Source organism: Promicromonospora sp. NPDC090134 (assembly GCF_044746965.1).
Taxonomy (GTDB): Bacteria; Actinomycetota; Actinomycetes; order Actinomycetales; family Cellulomonadaceae; genus Promicromonospora.
In genome coordinates this window covers 262,687-279,960 of the sequence record NZ_JBIVCZ010000006.1, presented here as the reverse complement: position 1 = coordinate 279,960, position 17,274 = coordinate 262,687, and the positions used below count along the sequence as shown (strand labels likewise).

Genomic DNA, 17,274 nt, shown 5'->3' with positions numbered 1-17,274 from the left:
CCCGATGACCGGTGCCCTGTTCGCGCAGAGCCTGGTGCTCGGCGTCCTCCTGGGCGGGCTCTACGCCCTCCTGGCCGCCGGCCTGACCCTGTACTTCGGCGTGATGCGGGTGGTCATGATCGCCCACTCGGCGTTCCTGATCCTGGCCGCCTACCTCGCCTGGTACTTCCACGAGCGCACGGGGATCGACCCGCTGCTGTCGCTGGTCGTGACGGTGCCGCTGTTCTTCGTGGTCGGTTACGGGATGCAGCGGTTCCTGGTGTCCCGGCTGCGGCCCATCACCCTGACCACCATGTCGGTGCTCCTCACGTTCGCCGTCGCGCTGACGATCGAGGGCCTGCTCGGGTTCGTCTGGACCGGCACGCAGCGCCGCGTCCAGCTCGGCTACTCGGGCACGAGCATCGAGGTGGCGGGCGTCAGCATCGCCGTCGTGAAGCTCATCGCGTTCGGCCTGGCGGCCCTGTCGCTCGGCGCGCTGTACGTGATCCTGCGCAAGACGTCGTTCGGCCGGGCGCTGCGGGCCACCACCCAGCACCCGGAGGCGGCGCGGCTGATCGGCATCGACACGGACCGCGTGGCCGGGCTCGGCTTCGGGCTGGGGCTGGCCACGGCCGCCGTCGGCGGGACGGCGCTGGCCCTGGACTACACGATCTACCCGTCGCTGCACTGGCACTGGATCGGGCCGCTGATGGCGATCATCGTCGTGGGCGGGCTGGGCAGCATCCCCGGGGCGGCCGTCGCGGCCCTGCTGCTCGGCGTGGCCGCGAGCCTGCTGCAGGTGCCGCTCGGTACCACCTGGGCGCAGACCGTGTTCTACCTGGCCCTGTTCGTGACCCTCATGATCCGCCCGCAGGGATTCTTCGGAGGTCGCCTTGCCCAACGCTTCTAGCCCCGCCAGAGCCTCCGGCCCGACGACGGCGCGCGTGGTCCGGATCGCCGCCCTGCTCGCCCTCGTGGTGGTCGTGCTCCTGTTCCCGTCGCTGGCCCCCGACCCGTTCATCCTGTCCGTGGGCGTGGTGATCCTGAGCTACGCCGTGCTCGCCACGTCCTGGAACCTGGTGGGCGGGTTCACCGGCTACATCTCGCTCGGGCACGCCGCGTACTCGGGCCTCGGCGGGTACGCCACCGCGCTGCTGATCCTGCGGTCCGGGATGGACCCGTGGCTCGCGCTCGTGGTCGGGGCCCTGATCGTGGCGCTGATCGCGATCCCGGTCGGCATCGCGTCGCTGCGGGTGCGTGGCGCCTCGTTCGTGATCGTGTCGATCGCGCTGGTGCTCATCCTGCAGCTCACGTTCCAGAGCTGGCACACGTTCACCGGCGGCTCGGGCGGGCTGCGTGTGCCCCGGCCGTTCGGCCCGGACGTGCTGCGGCCCGAGCAGCACGAACGGTTCTTCTACCTGCACGCCGTGCTGCTGGCGCTGGCCCTGCTGACCTGGTGGGCCATCGAGCGGTCCCGGCTCGGCGCGGGGCTCAAGGCCATCCGCGAGGACGAGGACAAGGCGCAGGCGCTCGGCGTGCCGACGTTCGCGTACAAGCTCACCGCTCTGGTGACCAGCGCGTTCTTCACCGCGCTGGGCGGCGGCCTGTACGCCCTGTGGTTCGGCTACCTCGACCCGATCTTCCAGTTCTCGATCCTGGTCGGCACCTACATGGTGCTCATGTCCCTGCTCGGCGGGGTGCGCAGCCTGTTCGGCCCGCTGCTCGGCGCCGTCGTCGTGGGGTACGCGGTCGAGGTGTTCAAGTCGCAGTACGGCGACACGCAGTTCCACCTGGTCGCCACGGGCATCCTGCTCGGCCTGGTCGTCCTGTTCATGCCCGACGGCGTCATCCCGGCCCTCACCTCGTTCCTGAACCGGCGGCAGCGCGCGGCGTCGATCCGCGAGGTGAGCGCCGAGGAGCTCGCCCGGCAGCGCGACAAGAAGCAGCGCGAGGAGGCAACCCGATGAGCACCACCGGCTCCGTCACCACCGAGGGCCTGACCAAGTCGTTCGGCGGCGTGCGCGCCGTCGACGGCGCCTCCGTGGCGTTCCACGACGGCGAGATCAACGCCCTGATCGGGCCCAACGGCTCCGGCAAGACCACGTTCTTCAACTGCGTCACCGGCATGATCAAGCCGGACGCCGGCACGGTGACCTACCGGGACCGGGACGTGACCGGGCTCGCCCCGCACCGGATCGCCCGGTCCGGGATCGGCCGCAGCTTCCAGCTCTGCCGCGTCTTCCCGCGGCTCACGGTGCTGGAGAACGTGCTGGTCGCGGTGCAGCCGCACGGCCTGCTGGAGCGGCTGCGCGGCATGCGCAACCCGGACGACGTCGCCCGGGCCCGCGAGCTGCTGGCCCGCGTGGGCATCGACCACCTGGAGCACGCCGAGGCCCGCGACATCTCCTACGGCCAGCAGAAGCTGCTGGAGCTGGCCGGGGTGCTCATGGGCGACCCGCACACGATCATGCTCGACGAGCCGGCCGGCGGCGTGAACCCCGCGCTCGTGGACCGCATCGCCGACCTGGTGCGGGAGCTCAACGCCGAGGGCCGCACCTTCATCATCGTGGAGCACAACATGGAGCTGGTCATGGGCCTGAGCCACCACGTGGTGGTGTTCGACCGGGGCCGCCCGATCGCGCAGGGCACCCCCGCCGTCGTGCAGGACGACCCGCAGGTGCTGGAGGCCTACCTTGGCGTCTGAACTCGCCCCCGAGACCGCGGCCGGACCGGCCGCCGCACCCGGCCCCGCGGCCGAACCCCTGCTGCGCCTGACCGACGTGCAGGCCGGCTACGGCCGCGCCGCCCTCGTGCTGCGCGGGCTGTCCGTGACGGTGGCGCCCGGCAGCGTGGTCTGCCTCGTGGGCCCCAACGGCGCCGGCAAGTCGACGGTGCTCAAGGTGGCCAGCGGCCTGCTCAGACCGCGCGCCGGCCAGGTGGTGGTCGACGGCGTGGACGTCACCGGGCGCTCGCCGCAGCAGCTCCTGGCCGCCGGGCTGTCGCACGTGCCGCAGGGGCACAGCGTGTTCCCCGAGATGACGGTGGCCGAGAACGTGCTGCTCGGCGCCTACACCGTGCGCGACCGCACGGAGATCGCGGCCCGCACGGACGCCGTGACGGACCTGTTCCCGCTGGTCGGTGAACGGTGGTCCGCCCTGGCGGGCGCGCTGTCGGGCGGGCAGCAGAAGCAGGTCGAGTTCGCCCGCTCGCTCATGGTGCGGCCCAAGGTGGTGCTGCTGGACGAGCCGTCGATGGGGCTGGACCCCAAGGCGACGGCGGTCGTGTTCGAGCAGGTGCAGCGCATGCGCGACGCCGGCACCGCGGTGCTGCTCGTGGAGCAGAACGCACGGCGCGCGCTGGAGTCGGCCGACGTCGGCTGCGTGCTCGACCTGGGCCGCGTGCACATCACCGGCCCCGCCCCGGACCTCCTCGCGGACCCGCGGCTGGCCCAGCTCTACCTGGGCGGCCGCCCGAAGGAGGTCTCGTAAGGACCCCCACCCCTCCCGATGAGGGCTGACTGCTGGCTGTTCAAAGGAGAACCGTCATGTCGTTCAGAACCATGCTCGGAAAGTCGCTCGGCGGCGCGGGACAGGTCGTGCTCGGCCTGGCGATCCTGGCCGCGCTGCTCGCCGGCCTGCACCTCGCACCGGCATCGTCGTCCGCGGGCCGCCAGGACCCCTACCAGGACAAGATCGCCGACTACGGCGTCTGCCGGGGCACGGACCCGGCCTGCTACAACGACTGGGACCTGCCGCGCACCACCGACGGGCGGGTGCGCGTGCTGGTGTTCACCGCGACCGGCGTCTCGCGGCACGCCCACCTCGGGCCGCTGCTGCCCGCCGGGATGAACCCGCCGCTCACCTCGGCGCACGTCGCGCAGAACGCGGTGATCCGCTGGGGGCAGGAGTACGGGTTCGAGGTGGACTGGACCGAGGACGTGCGCCAGCTCGACGCCCCGGCCAAGCTCGCGCCGTACGACGCCGTGGTGTTCCTCAGCAACTCCCGCACCATGCTCGACGACGCGTCGCAGACGGCGCTGCTGCAGTACGTCCGCTCGGGCGGCGGCTTCGTCGCGGTGCACAACACGCTCGGCGCGATGTACCACTGGCCGTGGTTCCAGGGGCTGCTCGGCGGCGCCAACTTCTACGACCACGGGCCGCACCGCGACGGGCAGGTGCTCACCGTGGACCGGCGCGACGCCTCCACGAAGGACCTGCCGCGCCGGTGGGACTTCCGCGACGAGTGGTACAACCTCGAACCGTTCCCCACGGGTGTGCGGTTCCTCGCCGAGGTGGACACCGACACGATCGGCTCCGGCCCCGGCTTCAACGGGCACCCCGGGCACGCCGGCGAGCACCCCGTCTCCTGGTGCCAGTACTACGACGGCGGCCGCGCGTGGGTCACCTCGCTCGGCCACGACCCGGCCGCCTGGACCGCGGACTCGACGCTGCCCGGCGCCGACTCGTTCAAGACCCACGTGGTGGGCGGCATCCTCAGCGCGGCCGGCGAGCGGCCGTTCTGCCGGTAGGTCCGGTCCATCACACACAGCACCGCACAGCACTCGCACCGCTCAGCACTCCGCAATGACGACGACGACATTCAGGAGGCACCATGCGCACCAGACAACGATGGCGGTCGGCGGTGGCCGCGGTGGCGATCACCGCTACCGCGCTGGCCGGGCTGACGACCGCGACGCTGGCCACGGCCGCCCCGGTCGGCGACCCGATCGAGGACCCGGCACCCGAGGAGAAGCAGTCGACGATCGGCCTCGTGCTCGAGGAGTACGCGCAGTTCCCGAGGACGGAGCCGATCCCGGCGCCGGTCGACCGGCGGCTGATGCGGCACGCGCGCATCAACGGCATCGGTGAGCTGCCGGACGGTTCGGGCCGCACGTACGTCCCGGACCTGAACGGCCCGCTGTACTTCGTGGAGGACGGCGAGCCGCGGGTGTACCTGGACGTGGCCGCGCGGTTCGCGCCGGAGTTCTTCTCCGGGCGGGGCATGGGCAGCGGGTTCGGGTTCGCGGCGTTCCACCCGGACTTCGAGCACAACGGCACGTTCTACACGGTGCACAGCGAGCGCCCCGGCAACGCCGGGCCGCCGTCCGACCCCACGACCTACCCGGCGCAGACGCCGACGTTCCTGCACGCGGTGGTCACGGAGTGGGTGGCCGACGACCCGGACGCGGACGTGTTCTCGGGGACGAGCCGGGAGGTGATGCGCCTGGGCTTCGCGGGGCAGGTGCACGCCATCCAGCAGATCGACTTCAACCCGACGGCGCGGCCGGGCGACGAGGACTACGGCCTGCTGTACCTCGCGGTGGGCGACGGCGGCATCGGCGTCGGTACGGGCGTCCCGCAGGACCGGGGTACCCCGGCGGGCAAGATCCTGCGGATCGACCCGGCGGGCACGAACGGGCCGGGCGGGACGTACGGCATCCCGGCGTCGAACCCGTTCGTGGGCACGCCGGGCACGCTCGGCGAGATCTACGCGATCGGCATGCGGGACCCGCACCGGTTCAGCTGGGACGCGAAGACCGGCCGCATGTTCCTGGGGCACATCGGCGAGCACGCGATCGAGGCCGTGTACGACGTCGAGGCGGGCGACAACTTCGGCTGGGGCGACCGGGAGGGAAAGTACGTCTTCGACGCCGCCGACCGCTGCAACCTGTACCCGCTGCCGGAGGACGACGACGAGCTCGGCTTCACCTATCCCGTGGTGGCGTACGACCACGACCCGCCGCCCGGCTGGTCGTGCACGGCGGACAGCGGGTACGCGATCAGCGGCGGGTTCGTCTACCGCGGGCGCGACCTGCCGGCGCTGAACGGCAAGTACCTCTTCACCGACCTGGTCGAGGGGCGCGTGTTCTACGCCAAGGAGTCGCAGATGCGGCGCGGGCGCCCCGAGGCGCAGATGTACGAGCTCGCGCTGTACGACACCGACGGCACCCGCAAGCGCATGCCCGACTTCACGGGTGACGAGCGGGCCGACCTGCGGATGGGCCGGGACGCGTCGGGCGACCTGTACCTGGTGGCGAAGGCGAACGGCAAGATCTGGAAGATCGTGGACACGGTGCACGCGCCGGTGCCGCAGGACGTGCCGCGCTCGCTGGCGGGCAGCTCGGTGAGCTTCTACGACTTCGAGCACCCGTTCCAGCAGAACGGCGCCGTGGAGATCGACCGCGGCCTGTCCCGCACGTACCTGAACCTGATCAACGGCGGGGAGGACATGCGGGTGGCCGACGGCGCCTACCCGGGCAGCAACAACTCGATCCAGCTCGGCCAGATCAACCCGCTGACGGCGGGCAACGACGACTGGAAGGCGGGCGTCTACAACGCGGGCGGCGTGAGCACCCTGTCGGCGTTCAACGGGGTGGACGGCGTGACGGTCATGGGCTGGGTCAAGATGACCGGCCAGAACCCGAGCCCGAACACCACCACCGCGAACCCGGACGACTACTACAACGCCGTGGGCCTGGCGGGCCTGCTCAGCGGTGACTCGGACGGGCACGGCGTGCGCGCCCTGCTGGAGATCATCCAGGTGGACGGCGAGCTGCGGCTGGTCGCGCTGGGCCGGCGGATCGACGGCGGCGCGTCGCAGACCTTCGCCGCGAGCGAGGACTGGCGCACCCTGCTGCCGCAGGACGAGTGGGTGCACCTGGCCGCCACGTTCGACTACACGACCGGGAAGATGGCCCTGTTCCGCAACGGTGAGCGGGTGCCGGGCTTCTACGTGGTGGACGGCGACCCGTGGCAGGTGGACGGCACGGGCACGTCGGCCACGACGCCGCGGGGCATCAAGATCGGCGGCAGCTTCCCGCAGGACACGCAGGAGCGGAACCCCTGCAACTGCCGCATGGACACGATCCAGCTCCTGGACCGCGCCATCACGCCGAGGGAGGTTGAGGCCCAGTACCGCCTGATGACCCGCTGACCGCACGTGTCGGACGTACAGGTCACCCCGGTGACCTGTACGTCTGACACGTGGTGGATAGCATGGGCGCCATGGCTGCCGAGAAAGCGCTTACCGCCCCGATCCGCATCGACAGCACCCAGCCGGCACGGTCGATCCTGCGGCTGCTCGCCCGGCGTCCCGGCCGCATGACCGTGGCCGTCGCGGCGTTCACCGTCAAGGAGATCCCGATGTGGTTCCTGCCGGTGGTCACGGCGGCCGTCATCGACATCGTGGCCACCGGCGGCGAGGTGCGCGACGTGCTGGTCTGGTTCGCGGTGGCCGCCGTCCTGCTGCTGCAGAACTTCCCCAACCACCTGGTCTACACGCGCAGCTTCATGACGGTGGTGCGCGACACCGGCGCCGGGCTGCGCAACGCGCTGGCCGCCCGCCTGCAGAGCCTGTCGATCGGCTACCACTCGCGGGCCAGCTCGTCGGTGGTGCAGTCCAAGGTGGTGCGCGACGTCGAGAACATCGAGACGATGCTCCAGCAGGTCACCCACCCCCTGCTCTCCTCGCTGATGGTGCTGGTGGGCGCCGTGACGATGACGGCGCTCAAGGTGCCGCAGTTCCTGCCCGTCTACCTGCTGGCCGTGCCGCTCGCGCTCGGGCTGCGCTGGTTCACGGCCCGGCGCTCGCGGGACCGCAACGAACGGTTCCGCCGGGAGGTCGAGGGCTTCGCCTCGCGCGTGGGCGAGATGGCCTCGCTCATCCCGATCACCCGGGCCCACGGCCTGGAGCAGACGGCGGTCACGCGCCTGGCCGCCGGCGCCGACGGCGTGCGCCGCGCGGGCCTGCACCTCGACATGCTCAACGGCCGCGTCGCGTCGCTCTCCTGGGTGACCATGCAGCTGCTCGGCGTGACATGCCTCGCGCTCGCCGCCGTCTTCTCGCTCACCGGGCTGCTGCCCGTCACGGCCGGCGAGGTGGTGCTGCTCTCCAGCTACTTCACGCTGCTCACCCAGGGGCTCACCCAGCTCCTCATGCTCCTGCCGGTCACGGCGCGCGGCATGGAGTCGGTGCGCTCCATCGCCGAGGTGCTGGAGGAGCCCGACCTGGAGGAGAACGAGGGCCGCCGCACCGTGGACGCCGTGGCCGGCGAGCTGACGCTCGACCACGTGCACCACCGCTACCCCGGAGCCGACGAGGACGCCCTGGACGACGTGACGCTCACGATCCCGGCCGGCCAGACGGTGGCGTTCGTGGGCTCGTCCGGCTCGGGCAAGTCCACGCTGCTCAACCTGGTGCTCGGGTTCATCCGGCCGACGTCCGGCCGCGTGCTCGTGGACGGCGTCGACGCCCAGGAGCTGGACCTGCGCACGGTGCGCCGCCACGTCTCGGTGGTGCCGCAGGAGTCGGTGCTCTTCGAGGGCACCATCCGCGACAACGTCACCTACGGCCTGCCGGACGCCTCGGACGACGTCGTGCGCGCCGCGCTGCGGGACGCCAACGCGCTGGACTTCGTGCAGGCCCAGCCGGACGGCTGGGACACCGTGGTCGGCGAGCGCGGGGCGCGGCTGTCCGGCGGGCAGCGGCAGCGCATCGCGATCGCCCGCGCGCTGGTGCGCGACCCCCGGGTGCTGCTGCTCGACGAGGCGACCAGCGCGCTGGACACCGAGTCGGAGACCCTGGTCAAGGAGGCGCTGGGCCGCCTCATGCGAGGGCGGACGACGCTGGTCGTCGCGCACCGGCTGTCCACCATCCGCCAGGCCGACCGGATCGTCGTGCTGGAGCACGGCCGGATCGTCGAGCAGGGCACGCACGACCACCTGGTCGCCCACGGCGGGCGGTACGCGACCCTCCACGAGACCCAGGCGGGCTGACGCCCGCCGAGATCGGCACGTGGCAACGCCCGGCGCAACTCGTCCGGCACGGCGTGACCGGCCGTCCAGCCGTCAGGCCGCTGCGCCGCCGCTCAGCGAGCCCGGGCCCGGCACCACCGAGACGGCGTCGGGAGGGAGCTCCCGCCCGTCCTCGGTCAGGAAGGCGACCCGGACGGGCTGTTCCGTGGCCTCCTCGACGTACACGACCGACGGCCCGAACCCCGAGGGCCGGTGCACGTCGCCCCACGCCGCGAACGCCGCCAGGACGGTCTTGAGCTCCGCCCCCGCCTCGGTGAGCACGTACTCGTCACGCTGCCGCTGCCCCGCGTCGCGGTACGGCCGGCGCTCCAGCACGCCGCCCTCGACCAGGGTCTCCAGGCGTGCCGTCAGCACGTCGGGCGCGATGCCGAGCCGTGCGCGGAAGTCGGCGAACCGCGTGTAGCCGAAGAAGGCCTCACGGACCACCAGCAAGGTCCACTTCTCCCCCAGGACCTCGAGGCTTCGGGCCACGGAGCAGCGGGCGTTGCGTTCGCGGGGCGTTGTGCTCATGCCCACATCCTATCTAGGTTGTCTTTTCCAATCCAGGTGCTAGGTTGTGATTCCCAACTCAGATAGGAACCTCGATGACTTTCACCTGGGCGGCACGCGGCAGCCGCTGGGCGGCGGCGGCCGCGGTGGCCCTCGCGCTCTGGGCATCGGCGGCGCCGACGCTCGTCTACCCCGTCTACGCGGCGCAGTGGCACCTCACCACGGCGGTCACCACCACGGTCTTCGCGGCCTACCCCGTCGCCCTGATCGCGACGCTCCTCCTGCTCGGCGGCATCTCGGAGACCGTGGGCAACCGGGGCGCGATCCTGGCCGGCCTCGGGTTCCTCGGGCTCGGCGGGCTCATGTTCCTGCTCGCGCCGAACCTGGCGCTGCTGCTCGTGGGCCGCGCGCTCATGGGCGTCGGGGTGGGGCTCAGCCTCGGTCCGGCCACGAGCGTGATCGCCTCCGCCGGGGCGGACGACGCCCGCGACCGCACCGGCGCGATCACCGCCGGCGCGTCCTCGGTGGGCCTCATCACCGCGTTGCTCGTGGGCGGCGCGACCGTACAGTTCAGCACCAACCCGCTGCACGCGGGCTACGGGGTGCTGCTCGCCGGCGTCGTCGTCGCCGTGGTGGCCGCCTGGTACCTGCCGCGGCGGCTGCGCACCGCCGTGCACGGCTGGCGCCCCCGGCCGCTGGCCGTGCCGCGGCACCGGCTGCCGTTCGTGGCGGGTGCGCTCGGCGTCAGCGCCGCCTACGCGCTCGGCGCCATCTTTCTCGGGATCGGCGCGCAGTTCGCGCGGGACACCGTGCGGTCCGACGACGCCTTTGTCAACGGCGTGGTCCTGGCGATCTCCGCCGCCGCCATCGGCGTGGTCGCCCTGTTCACCGGGCGGCTGCGTGCGCCGACGGCGCTGCGGCTCGGCGCCGTCGCCGCGCTGGCCGCGCAGAGCCTGATGCTCGTCGCGGGCGCCACCCACTCGATGACCGCGCTGGTCCTGTACTCCCTGATCGGCGGCGCCGGCTACAGCCTCCTGTTCTCCGGCGGCGTCACCCTGGTCACCCGCAGCGCGCCCCCGGAGCACCGCGCCGCGACGACGTCGTCGGCCTACCTGGTCGCGTACCTCGTGCAGGCGGGCACGGCCCTCGCCGTCGGCCGCCTGGCCACCGCCCTCGGGCTGCAGACGGCGCTCGTCGTGGGCAGCGCGACCGTCATCGCGTTCGCGCTGGCCGCCGTGCTCACCGTCCGCGCCCGGGCGGCCGCACCCGAGGCGGCGCCCGCCGCACCCGAGCAGCACCCCGCCGGCACCGACACCGCTCGTCTCCGCACCACTCCCGACGACACCGCTCCCCTCGACACCGCACCGCACCACCTCATGAAAGCGAGCTCGTGATGACTGATCTGAAGAACGCCGTGGTCCTGATCACCGGCGCGAACGGCGGCCTCGGCCGCGCGTTCGTCGCCGAAGCCCTCCTGCGGGGCGCCGCAAAGGTCTACGCCAGCGCCCGCACCCCGCGGGAGTGGACCGACCCCCGTGTGGTTCCGCTGCCCCTGGACATCAACGACCCCGGGTCGGTCGCGGCCGCGGCCGAGCTGGCCGGGGACACGACGGTCCTGATCAACAACGCCGGGATCTCCGACCGCGGGCGGCCGGTGCTGAGCACGCCGCTCGACGACGTCCGCGCGGTGTTCGAGACCAACGTGTTCGCCCAGCTCGGCGTCACGCAGGAGTTCGCCCCGGTGCTGGCGCGCAACGGCGGCGGCGCCATCATCAACATTCACTCGGCGCTGAGCTGGTTCGCCATGGGCACGTACTCGGCGACCAAGGCGGCGTTCTGGTCGTACAGCAACGCGCTCCGCGTGGAGCTGCTGGGCCAGGGCACGCACCTGCTCGGCGCGCACCTCGGCTACACGGACACCCCCATGACCGAGCGGCTCGACGTGCCGAAGGAGGACCCTCGCGACATCGTGGCGGCGATCCTCGACGGGCTGGAGGCCGGCGAGCCCGAGGTGCTGGCCGACGACACCAGCCGCCGGGTCAAGGCGGCCCTCTCCGGTCCACTGAGCGACCTCTACCCGCAGCTCCAGAGCGCCTGAGCCCGTCGTGTCAGACGTACAGGTCCCTCCGGTGACCTGTACGTCTGACACGTGCGGGTGCGTCTGACACGAGGCACTCAGGACGGCGGGAAGGTGACCGTCGCGGTCAGGCCGCCGCCCGGGCGGGCGGCGAGCGCCAGCTCCGCACGGTGCGCCCGGGCGATCGACGCGACGATCGACAGGCCGAGCCCGCTGCCGGCGGCGCGGTCCGGGCGGCGCGTTCGGGCATCGGCACGCACGAAGGGTTCGGCCAGGGTGGCGACCACCGCCGGATCGAGCGGCGCTCCGGTGTTCTCCACCACCAGCGTCGGACGACGGCGGTCGTCGAGCCGGGTGCCGACCCGGACCTGGCCGCCGGCGGGGAGGTTGTGCCGCGCGGCGTTGCCGAGCAGGTTGGCGGCGAGCTGACCGAGCAGCACCCGGTTGCCGTGGACCGCTGCCGCGTCGAGCGTCAGGACCAGCTCCGGCGGGGTGCCTCCGGCCGGGCCGGGTCTGTCTCCCGCCGGGGCGGGCGCGTCCAGGGCTGGGGCCGGCGCGTCCAGCTCCGGCGATACCCGGACGGCCTCGCGGACGACGTCGGCCAGGTCGACGGGCTCGGCCCGGAGGCTGTCGTGATCGAGCCGGGCGAGCTGCAGCAGGGACTCGACCATCGCGATCGAGCGCTCGTTGGTCTCGTGCAGCCGGCTCAGCAGACGGTCCACGTCTCGGCCCGCCGGATCCGCCTGCGCCACCTCCAGCAGCGCCTTGACCACGGTGTTGGGCGTGCGCAGCTCGTGCGAGGCGTTGGCGGTGAACCGCCGCTGCTCCTCGAAGGAACGCTCCAGCCGGGCGAGCATCATGTCGAAGGTGTCGGCGAGCCGGCGCAGCTCGTCGTCGGGCCCCTCCAGGGCGATCCGGTGGTCGAGGGAGCCGTCCGCGGCGAGCGCCGCGGCCTCGCTGATCCGGTCGAGGGGGCGGAGCATCCGGCCCGCCAGGATCCAGCCGCCCACCAGGCCGACGAGCGCGAGAAAGCCGACCGCCGCAGCCGACAGGGGCACGGCGACGTCGAGGAGGTCCGAGCGGCTGGGCGCGAAGCCCCCGCCGTCCTGGACCATGAGGTTCTCGTCGGGCACGTACCGCAGCACCAGCAGGAGCGCGGCGAACAGGGCCGTGCCCGCCAGCACGAGGAACCCCGCGTAGCTGAGCGTGAGCCGCAGGCGCACCGACGGCCCGGCGCGGCGCTGCCCGAGGGCGGGCGTGGTCACGGTTCCCCGAACCGGTACCCGACGCCGGGGACCGTGTGGATCAGCCAGGGGTCGCCCAGGCGTTTGCGCAGCGTCGAGATGGTGATGCGCACGGCGTTGGTGAACGGGTCGGCGTTCTCGTCCCAGGCGCGTTCGAGCAGCTCCTCGGCGCTGACGACTCCGCCACCGGCGTCCATCAGCACCTGCACCACGGCGAACTGCTTGCGGGTGAGCGCGATGTACCGGCCGTCGCGGTAGACCTCGCGGCGGTAGGGGTCCAGCCGCACCGGCCCGAGCTCCAGCACGGGCGGTGTCGTCGCCTCCGGCCGCCGGGCGAGCGCACGCAGCCGCAGCACCAGCTCGCGCATCGCGAACGGCTTGGTCAGGTAGTCGTCGGCGCCGAGCTCGAAGCCGCTCACCTTGTCGGTCAGCTCGCCGGCCGCGGTCAGCATGATGATCCGGACCGCGGGGTGCTCCGCGACGACCTGGCGGGCCACCTCGTCCCCGTGCACCACGGGGACGTCCCGGTCGAGCACCACGGCGTCGTAGGGGTTCGCGGCCACCAGGTCGAGCGCGGACGCGCCGTCGTTCGCGACGTCGGCGGCGATCGCCTCCAGCCGCAGCCCGTCCCGGATCGCCTCGGCGAGGTAGGGCTCGTCCTCCACCACCAAGACGCGCATGTCAGCACACGCTACCGGCGGGCGCATATCCGGGGCGTATCCAAAAGCGAAGACGCCCCGGCAACGTCAGCCCCGGTGGGCTGGGCTCATGACTCGATACGAACTGGCCCACCCGCCGGCACGCGTCGGCGGCCCGCCCCGGCACGTCCCTCGACCGCGGCGCACCCGCCGCCCGATGGTGTTCACCCTCGTGGTCGCCGCCGTGGTGCTCACCGCGGTGTTCGGCGTCTATCCCCTGCTCGACCGCGGCGACGCGCCGGTCGTGCAGGCCGTCGACCAGGTGCTCGACCGGGGCCGGCCCGGTTCGGCGGGCGACGCCGGGTCGACCGGCGTGGCCGGCGGCGACATCCCGGACGGTGCGGCGACGCTCGACGACGACCTCCCGGCGATCACCAACCTCGACGCCGATCTCTCTGCTGCCGTCCGCGAGGCCGCCGCCGACGCCGCGGACGACGGCATCGACTTCTGGGTCACGAGCGGCTGGCGCAGCCCCGCGTACCAGCAGCGGCTGCTCGACGACGCCATCGCGGAGTACGGCAGCCTGGAGGCCGCCCGCGAGCGGGTCAGCACGCCCGAGCTGTCCGAGCACGTGAGCGGCAAGGCCATCGACATCGGTCCGACCGAGGGCGCCTACTGGCTCATCCAGCACGGCACCGAGTACGGGCTGTGCCAGGTGTACTCCAACGAGATCTGGCACTTCGAGCTGCTGACCAGGCCCGGCGGCACGTGCCCCGCGCTGCTGGAGAACGCCGGCGGCTGAGGCCGTACGCGCGCGGGACCGCGCCCGCTCAGGCCCGCGAGGCCCGGGCCAGGCGCCCGCGCGCACCCGCGTCGGTGAGCGTCCCGACGTCGTCCACCCACTGCTCGACGCCGCCACGGTGCGGCAGCGCCCGTACCTCCGGGTCGGTGACGGCGGCGCGCAGCACGCCCGCCACGTCGCGCAGGCCCGTGAACGGCCGGTCGTAGAAGTCCTGGCACACCGGACCGTCCAGCGCGGGCAGGCCCACGGCGCGCTGCCGCGCGTGCAGCGCCTCGCACGCGTCGCGCAGGGCGGCGTCCCGCTCCTGCCAGGTCCCGGCCGCGAGCGTCCGGGCCAGCTCGCCGCCGACCGGCGACGCCACGGGCAGCCGCCCGAACAGCGTGCCCGCCCACTTGGGGTACGGCGGCCAGCGCCGCTCCAGGAGGAAGCCGAGCCGGAGCAGCGCGGTGACCAGGCGTGCGGCGAGGAGCCGGGAGCCGAGGTCGTCGCCGCGCTGACCGGTGCGCCCCACGAACGGCAGCTCCTGCTCGACGCGTGTCCACTCGGCGGCCAGCACGTGCAGCCAGACGTCGTGCGGGTACCACGCGAGCCGCTCGCGCAGCGCGGTGAGCTCTCCCGGCGCGTCCTCGAACACCGGTCCCGCTGTCACCTCCAGCACGGCCTGCCCGGTCAGTGCCAGCCAGTCGGTGACGCCGAGGTCGCCGCCGAGGTCGAGCCCCGTGCGCGACCGGACCAGGTCGACGGGTGCGGCCACCTCGACCCGGTGCCGGACGGTCGGGTCCCAGGTGACGGGGAACGCCGTGGGCAGGTCCTGGTACGACGTCGGGAGGGCCGCGGCGAGGACCTCGTCGACCTCACGGACCCGTTCGGCGGGGACCAGCAGAGTCAGCCGCAGGCCCCAGTCGTGGTCGCGCGAGGTGTCGTCGTCCAGGCCCAGCACGTCCGAGCCCGAGCCGAGCCGGGCGGCCGCGCGCGGCACGTCCGGCAGCTTCCGGTCCAGGATCGGGCGGACGACGTCGGCCCAGTATGCGTGGGCGAGCTCGGTTCCGGACATGCGGTCAACCTAGGAGCCGCGACACGGCGGGTCCAGGTCAATCGTGCCCGCCCCCGTTCCCGCGCCGTTGCGCCCCGCACCTGAGCCGCCCGTGGCGGAAAACGTGATCCGGGCTCCGGGGCACACACCACTGGTTCGAGGGGTGTCGGCGGGGATGAACCACGTTCGGCCCGCCCATGCGTTGTCTGGCTCACCCGAACAGTCCAGCCAGGACAGACCATGCCTTCGAAATTCCAGCCCAGGCGAACTATTCGGCCGACGTGAACCCTGTGAGGCCGCATCCCGGAAAATCCAGCGCGGCCGAACAATCACGCCAGCAATTACCAGGTACTGCTATATATCCGGAAATACGGCACACCCGAACAATTCAGCAAAGCTGAACGCGTTTAGATGTGCCACTGATAATCCGGCTGAGCGGGATAGTTCGGCCAGGGTTGATCGGGGCAGCCCAGGACGCACGGAATTCAGCACGGCCGACACCCACCGTCCGGGTTCGCGTCACCACCCCCACCGCCGCACGACCAGCACCGCACCACCGGTTGTCAGCGCACCGCACCGGAGCGGTTGTCAGCGCACCGCACCGGAGCGGTTGTCAGCGCGCCGCACCGGAGCGGGGCGCGCCGTCCGCCGGCGGGCTCAGCGCACGCTGGCGGTCACGGCGCGCGCCGTGAGGCAGGTCCAGCCGCCCACGTAGATGCGGTCGCCGTCGGCCAGCCAGCGACGCTCCCCCGGGCGCAGCGGTTCGGTCGGAAGCGCGTCGCCCCGCGCCGCGACGTAGGTCCCGTTGGCCGACCCCAGATCGACGACGCTCCATCCGCCCTCCGACCAGGCGATCTCGCAGTGCCGGCGCGAGACGCCGGTGTCCTCGCACACGATGTCCGGCACCACGCCGCGGCTGCGCGAGGCACGGCCGACCACGAGCCGCTCGCCCGTCAGCGGCACCACGGCGTCGGTCACGGAGGTCGCTGAGGCCGCCGAGGCGGGGACGGTCCGGGACGACAGGGCGGCCGGGGACGCCGGGGTCGGGCCGGCGTCCGGAGCCTGCTCGGCCGACCACTCGTAGTCCGACCGGACCTCGACCGCCCAGGCGGTGGGCGCAGCGGCCTCGCGCAGCGGCCGCACGGCGGGGAGGACCACCCGGGGCAGCGTGACGGAGTCGTCGGGCCGGGGCGCGGCGCCGATCCGGACCGCCAGCAGGGGCACGTGCTCCTGGACGACGTTCGGGTGCGCGGCCATCATGCGCGCCAGGGCCAGCGCCCCGTCGAGCGGCAGGCCGGCGCTGGGCAGCACGCGCACGTCGTCCCGCTTCTCCAGGAGGTGCTGGACCACCATCGACCGCAGCGTCGGCGCGTGCATCAGCAGCTTTCCCGTGGTGACCGCCACCGGCACGACGCCGGGGTGGTTCAGCACCGCGCACAGCCCGTCCGCCAGGGAGCGGGCGGCCTCGTCGAGGATCTCGCGGCACGCCAGGTCCCCGTAGTCCGCCGCCGTGATGACCTGGGGCGCGAACCCGGCGAACAACGACACGTCGTTGACGGCCGCCCACCGCTCCCGCCGTCCGAAGTGCTCCTCGGCGGCCCGGACCAGGCCCGGCGACGCCCCCATGCGGCGGCCGTCCATCGACCGTGCCGCGGCGTCCAGGCCGCGGCGGCCGATCCAGGCGCCGCCGCCGTTGTCGCCTACGTGGGGCCCCATCCCGTCGGCGAGGTGCCAGCGGCCGACGTCGTCGCAGGCCACGGCCACCGCGCCCGTACCCACCGCCAGCGTGGCGCCCGACCCGGTGCCGATGGCGCCCAGGTGCGCCGTGACCGCGTCGCTCGAGACGGCCGTCGAGGTGGTCCGCAGCTCCTCGGACAGGATGTCGTGCACGCGGTTGGGGTCCAGCGTTCCGGACTGGGTCATGGACCGGAACCCGCGCATCCCGACGGCGGCGGCCGACACCCGCGGACGACCGCCGAACCGGGCGGCGAAGCCGCGGCACAGCTCGCGCACCACCTCGGGCACGGTCGACCGCCCGCCGACCACCGTCGCCGGCGGCCCCGTCACCTCGTAGGACACGCCGCCCCGCCCGGCGCTGAACCGGAGGCGGGAACCCGTGCCGCCGATGTCCACGCCTACCACCCGAGCGTCCACTTCGGGGTCCTTTGCCCCGCCCTGCTCCACAGTCAGTATCGGCAC

15 protein-coding genes are annotated in these 17,274 nt (G+C 73.0%); 10 read left to right on the top strand and 5 right to left on the bottom strand.

Going from position 1 to position 17,274, the window contains the following annotated elements; translation table 11 throughout:
• Window positions 1-4: 4 nt before the first annotated feature.
• From ACIPN7_RS18075 to ACIPN7_RS18045, 7 genes are all read left to right on the top strand, one after another.
• A complete protein-coding gene (locus tag ACIPN7_RS18075; protein WP_400545115.1) occupies window positions 5-889 on the top strand; it encodes a branched-chain amino acid ABC transporter permease in 885 nt (294 codons plus the stop codon).
• Window positions 873-1,946, top strand: a complete 1,074-nt coding sequence (locus tag ACIPN7_RS18070) for a branched-chain amino acid ABC transporter permease (protein ID WP_400545112.1) — start codon at window positions 873-875, stop codon at window positions 1,944-1,946. The genes ACIPN7_RS18075 and ACIPN7_RS18070 overlap by 17 nt, the downstream gene beginning before the upstream one ends.
• Window positions 1,943-2,683, top strand: coding sequence for an ABC transporter ATP-binding protein (locus ACIPN7_RS18065; protein ID WP_400545109.1), 741 nt, complete (start codon window positions 1,943-1,945; stop codon window positions 2,681-2,683). Before ACIPN7_RS18070 ends, ACIPN7_RS18065 begins: the two co-directional genes overlap by 4 nt.
• Window positions 2,673-3,467: an ABC transporter ATP-binding protein gene (locus ACIPN7_RS18060; protein WP_400545106.1), complete on the top strand. Its 795-nt coding sequence runs from the start codon at window positions 2,673-2,675 to the stop codon at window positions 3,465-3,467. Before ACIPN7_RS18065 ends, ACIPN7_RS18060 begins: the two co-directional genes overlap by 11 nt.
• Window positions 3,468-3,523: 56 nt before the next feature.
• On the top strand, window positions 3,524-4,507 hold the full coding sequence (locus ACIPN7_RS18055; RefSeq protein ID WP_400545104.1) for a ThuA domain-containing protein: 984 nt from the start codon (window positions 3,524-3,526) through the stop codon (window positions 4,505-4,507).
• Between the two features lie 83 nt (window positions 4,508-4,590).
• Complete coding sequence (locus tag ACIPN7_RS18050; RefSeq protein ID WP_400545101.1) at window positions 4,591-6,912, top strand: PQQ-dependent sugar dehydrogenase; 2,322 nt, start codon at window positions 4,591-4,593, stop codon at window positions 6,910-6,912.
• A gap of 71 nt (window positions 6,913-6,983) precedes the next feature.
• A complete protein-coding gene (locus ACIPN7_RS18045) occupies window positions 6,984-8,753 on the top strand; it encodes an ABC transporter ATP-binding protein (RefSeq protein ID WP_400545098.1) in 1,770 nt (589 codons plus the stop codon).
• A 72-nt stretch (window positions 8,754-8,825) separates the two neighbouring features.
• On the opposite strand, the gene ACIPN7_RS18040 is transcribed toward ACIPN7_RS18045, so the two are convergent.
• On the bottom strand, window positions 8,826-9,302 hold the full coding sequence (locus ACIPN7_RS18040; RefSeq protein WP_400545095.1) for a winged helix-turn-helix transcriptional regulator: 477 nt from the start codon (window positions 9,300-9,302) through the stop codon (window positions 8,826-8,828).
• A gap of 74 nt (window positions 9,303-9,376) precedes the next feature.
• On the opposite strand from ACIPN7_RS18040, the gene ACIPN7_RS18035 reads away from it, so the two are divergent.
• Together ACIPN7_RS18035 and ACIPN7_RS18030 are read left to right on the top strand one after the other, a co-directional pair.
• Window positions 9,377-10,675: an MFS transporter gene (locus ACIPN7_RS18035; protein ID WP_400545092.1), complete on the top strand. Its 1,299-nt coding sequence runs from the start codon at window positions 9,377-9,379 to the stop codon at window positions 10,673-10,675.
• A complete protein-coding gene (locus ACIPN7_RS18030; RefSeq protein ID WP_400545089.1) occupies window positions 10,675-11,379 on the top strand; it encodes an SDR family oxidoreductase in 705 nt (234 codons plus the stop codon). The genes ACIPN7_RS18035 and ACIPN7_RS18030 overlap by 1 nt, the downstream gene beginning before the upstream one ends.
• A gap of 77 nt (window positions 11,380-11,456) precedes the next feature.
• Here ACIPN7_RS18030 and ACIPN7_RS18025 read toward each other — a convergent pair whose 3' ends face one another.
• Entirely contained in the window at window positions 11,457-12,623 is a 1,167-nt protein-coding gene (locus ACIPN7_RS18025) for a sensor histidine kinase (RefSeq protein WP_400545086.1), read from the bottom strand.
• Window positions 12,620-13,282 carry a response regulator transcription factor gene (locus ACIPN7_RS18020; RefSeq protein ID WP_400545083.1) on the bottom strand — a complete coding sequence of 221 codons (663 nt, stop codon included), beginning with the start codon at window positions 13,280-13,282 and terminating at the stop codon, window positions 12,620-12,622. Before ACIPN7_RS18020 ends, ACIPN7_RS18025 begins: the two co-directional genes overlap by 4 nt.
• Before the next feature lie 88 nt (window positions 13,283-13,370).
• Here ACIPN7_RS18020 and ACIPN7_RS18015 point away from each other — a divergent pair, with 88 nt between their 5' ends.
• On the top strand, window positions 13,371-14,042 hold the full coding sequence (locus ACIPN7_RS18015; RefSeq protein WP_400545080.1) for a M15 family metallopeptidase: 672 nt from the start codon (window positions 13,371-13,373) through the stop codon (window positions 14,040-14,042).
• A gap of 28 nt (window positions 14,043-14,070) precedes the next feature.
• Here the strand turns inward: ACIPN7_RS18015 and ACIPN7_RS18010 are convergent, their stop codons facing one another.
• Both ACIPN7_RS18010 and ACIPN7_RS18005 read right to left on the bottom strand, forming a co-directional pair.
• The gene (locus tag ACIPN7_RS18010) at window positions 14,071-15,096 is read right to left on the bottom strand and encodes a DUF4037 domain-containing protein (protein ID WP_400545078.1); all 1,026 of its coding nucleotides are present in this window, start codon (window positions 15,094-15,096) and stop codon (window positions 14,071-14,073) included.
• Window positions 15,097-15,732: 636 nt separating this feature from the next.
• Window positions 15,733-17,229: a BadF/BadG/BcrA/BcrD ATPase family protein gene (locus tag ACIPN7_RS18005; protein WP_400545076.1), complete on the bottom strand. Its 1,497-nt coding sequence runs from the start codon at window positions 17,227-17,229 to the stop codon at window positions 15,733-15,735.
• Window positions 17,230-17,274 lie beyond the last annotated feature (45 nt).

Coding starts and splice junctions, on each gene's coding strand:
- ACIPN7_RS18075 (WP_400545115.1), top strand. CDS start 5: ATGACCGGTGCCCTGTTCGCGCAGAGCCTGGTGCTCGGCGTCCTCCTG.
- ACIPN7_RS18065 (WP_400545109.1), top strand. CDS start 1,943: ATGAGCACCACCGGCTCCGTCACCACCGAGGGCCTGACCAAGTCGTTC.
- ACIPN7_RS18055 (WP_400545104.1), top strand. CDS start 3,524: ATGTCGTTCAGAACCATGCTCGGAAAGTCGCTCGGCGGCGCGGGACAG.
- ACIPN7_RS18050 (WP_400545101.1), top strand. CDS start 4,591: ATGCGCACCAGACAACGATGGCGGTCGGCGGTGGCCGCGGTGGCGATC.
- ACIPN7_RS18045 (WP_400545098.1), top strand. CDS start 6,984: ATGGCTGCCGAGAAAGCGCTTACCGCCCCGATCCGCATCGACAGCACC.
- ACIPN7_RS18040 (WP_400545095.1), bottom strand. CDS start 9,302: ATGAGCACAACGCCCCGCGAACGCAACGCCCGCTGCTCCGTGGCCCGA.
- ACIPN7_RS18035 (WP_400545092.1), top strand. CDS start 9,377: ATGACTTTCACCTGGGCGGCACGCGGCAGCCGCTGGGCGGCGGCGGCC.
- ACIPN7_RS18030 (WP_400545089.1), top strand. CDS start 10,675: ATGACTGATCTGAAGAACGCCGTGGTCCTGATCACCGGCGCGAACGGC.
- ACIPN7_RS18020 (WP_400545083.1), bottom strand. CDS start 13,282: ATGCGCGTCTTGGTGGTGGAGGACGAGCCCTACCTCGCCGAGGCGATC.
- ACIPN7_RS18015 (WP_400545080.1), top strand. CDS start 13,371: ATGACTCGATACGAACTGGCCCACCCGCCGGCACGCGTCGGCGGCCCG.
- ACIPN7_RS18010 (WP_400545078.1), bottom strand. CDS start 15,096: ATGTCCGGAACCGAGCTCGCCCACGCATACTGGGCCGACGTCGTCCGC.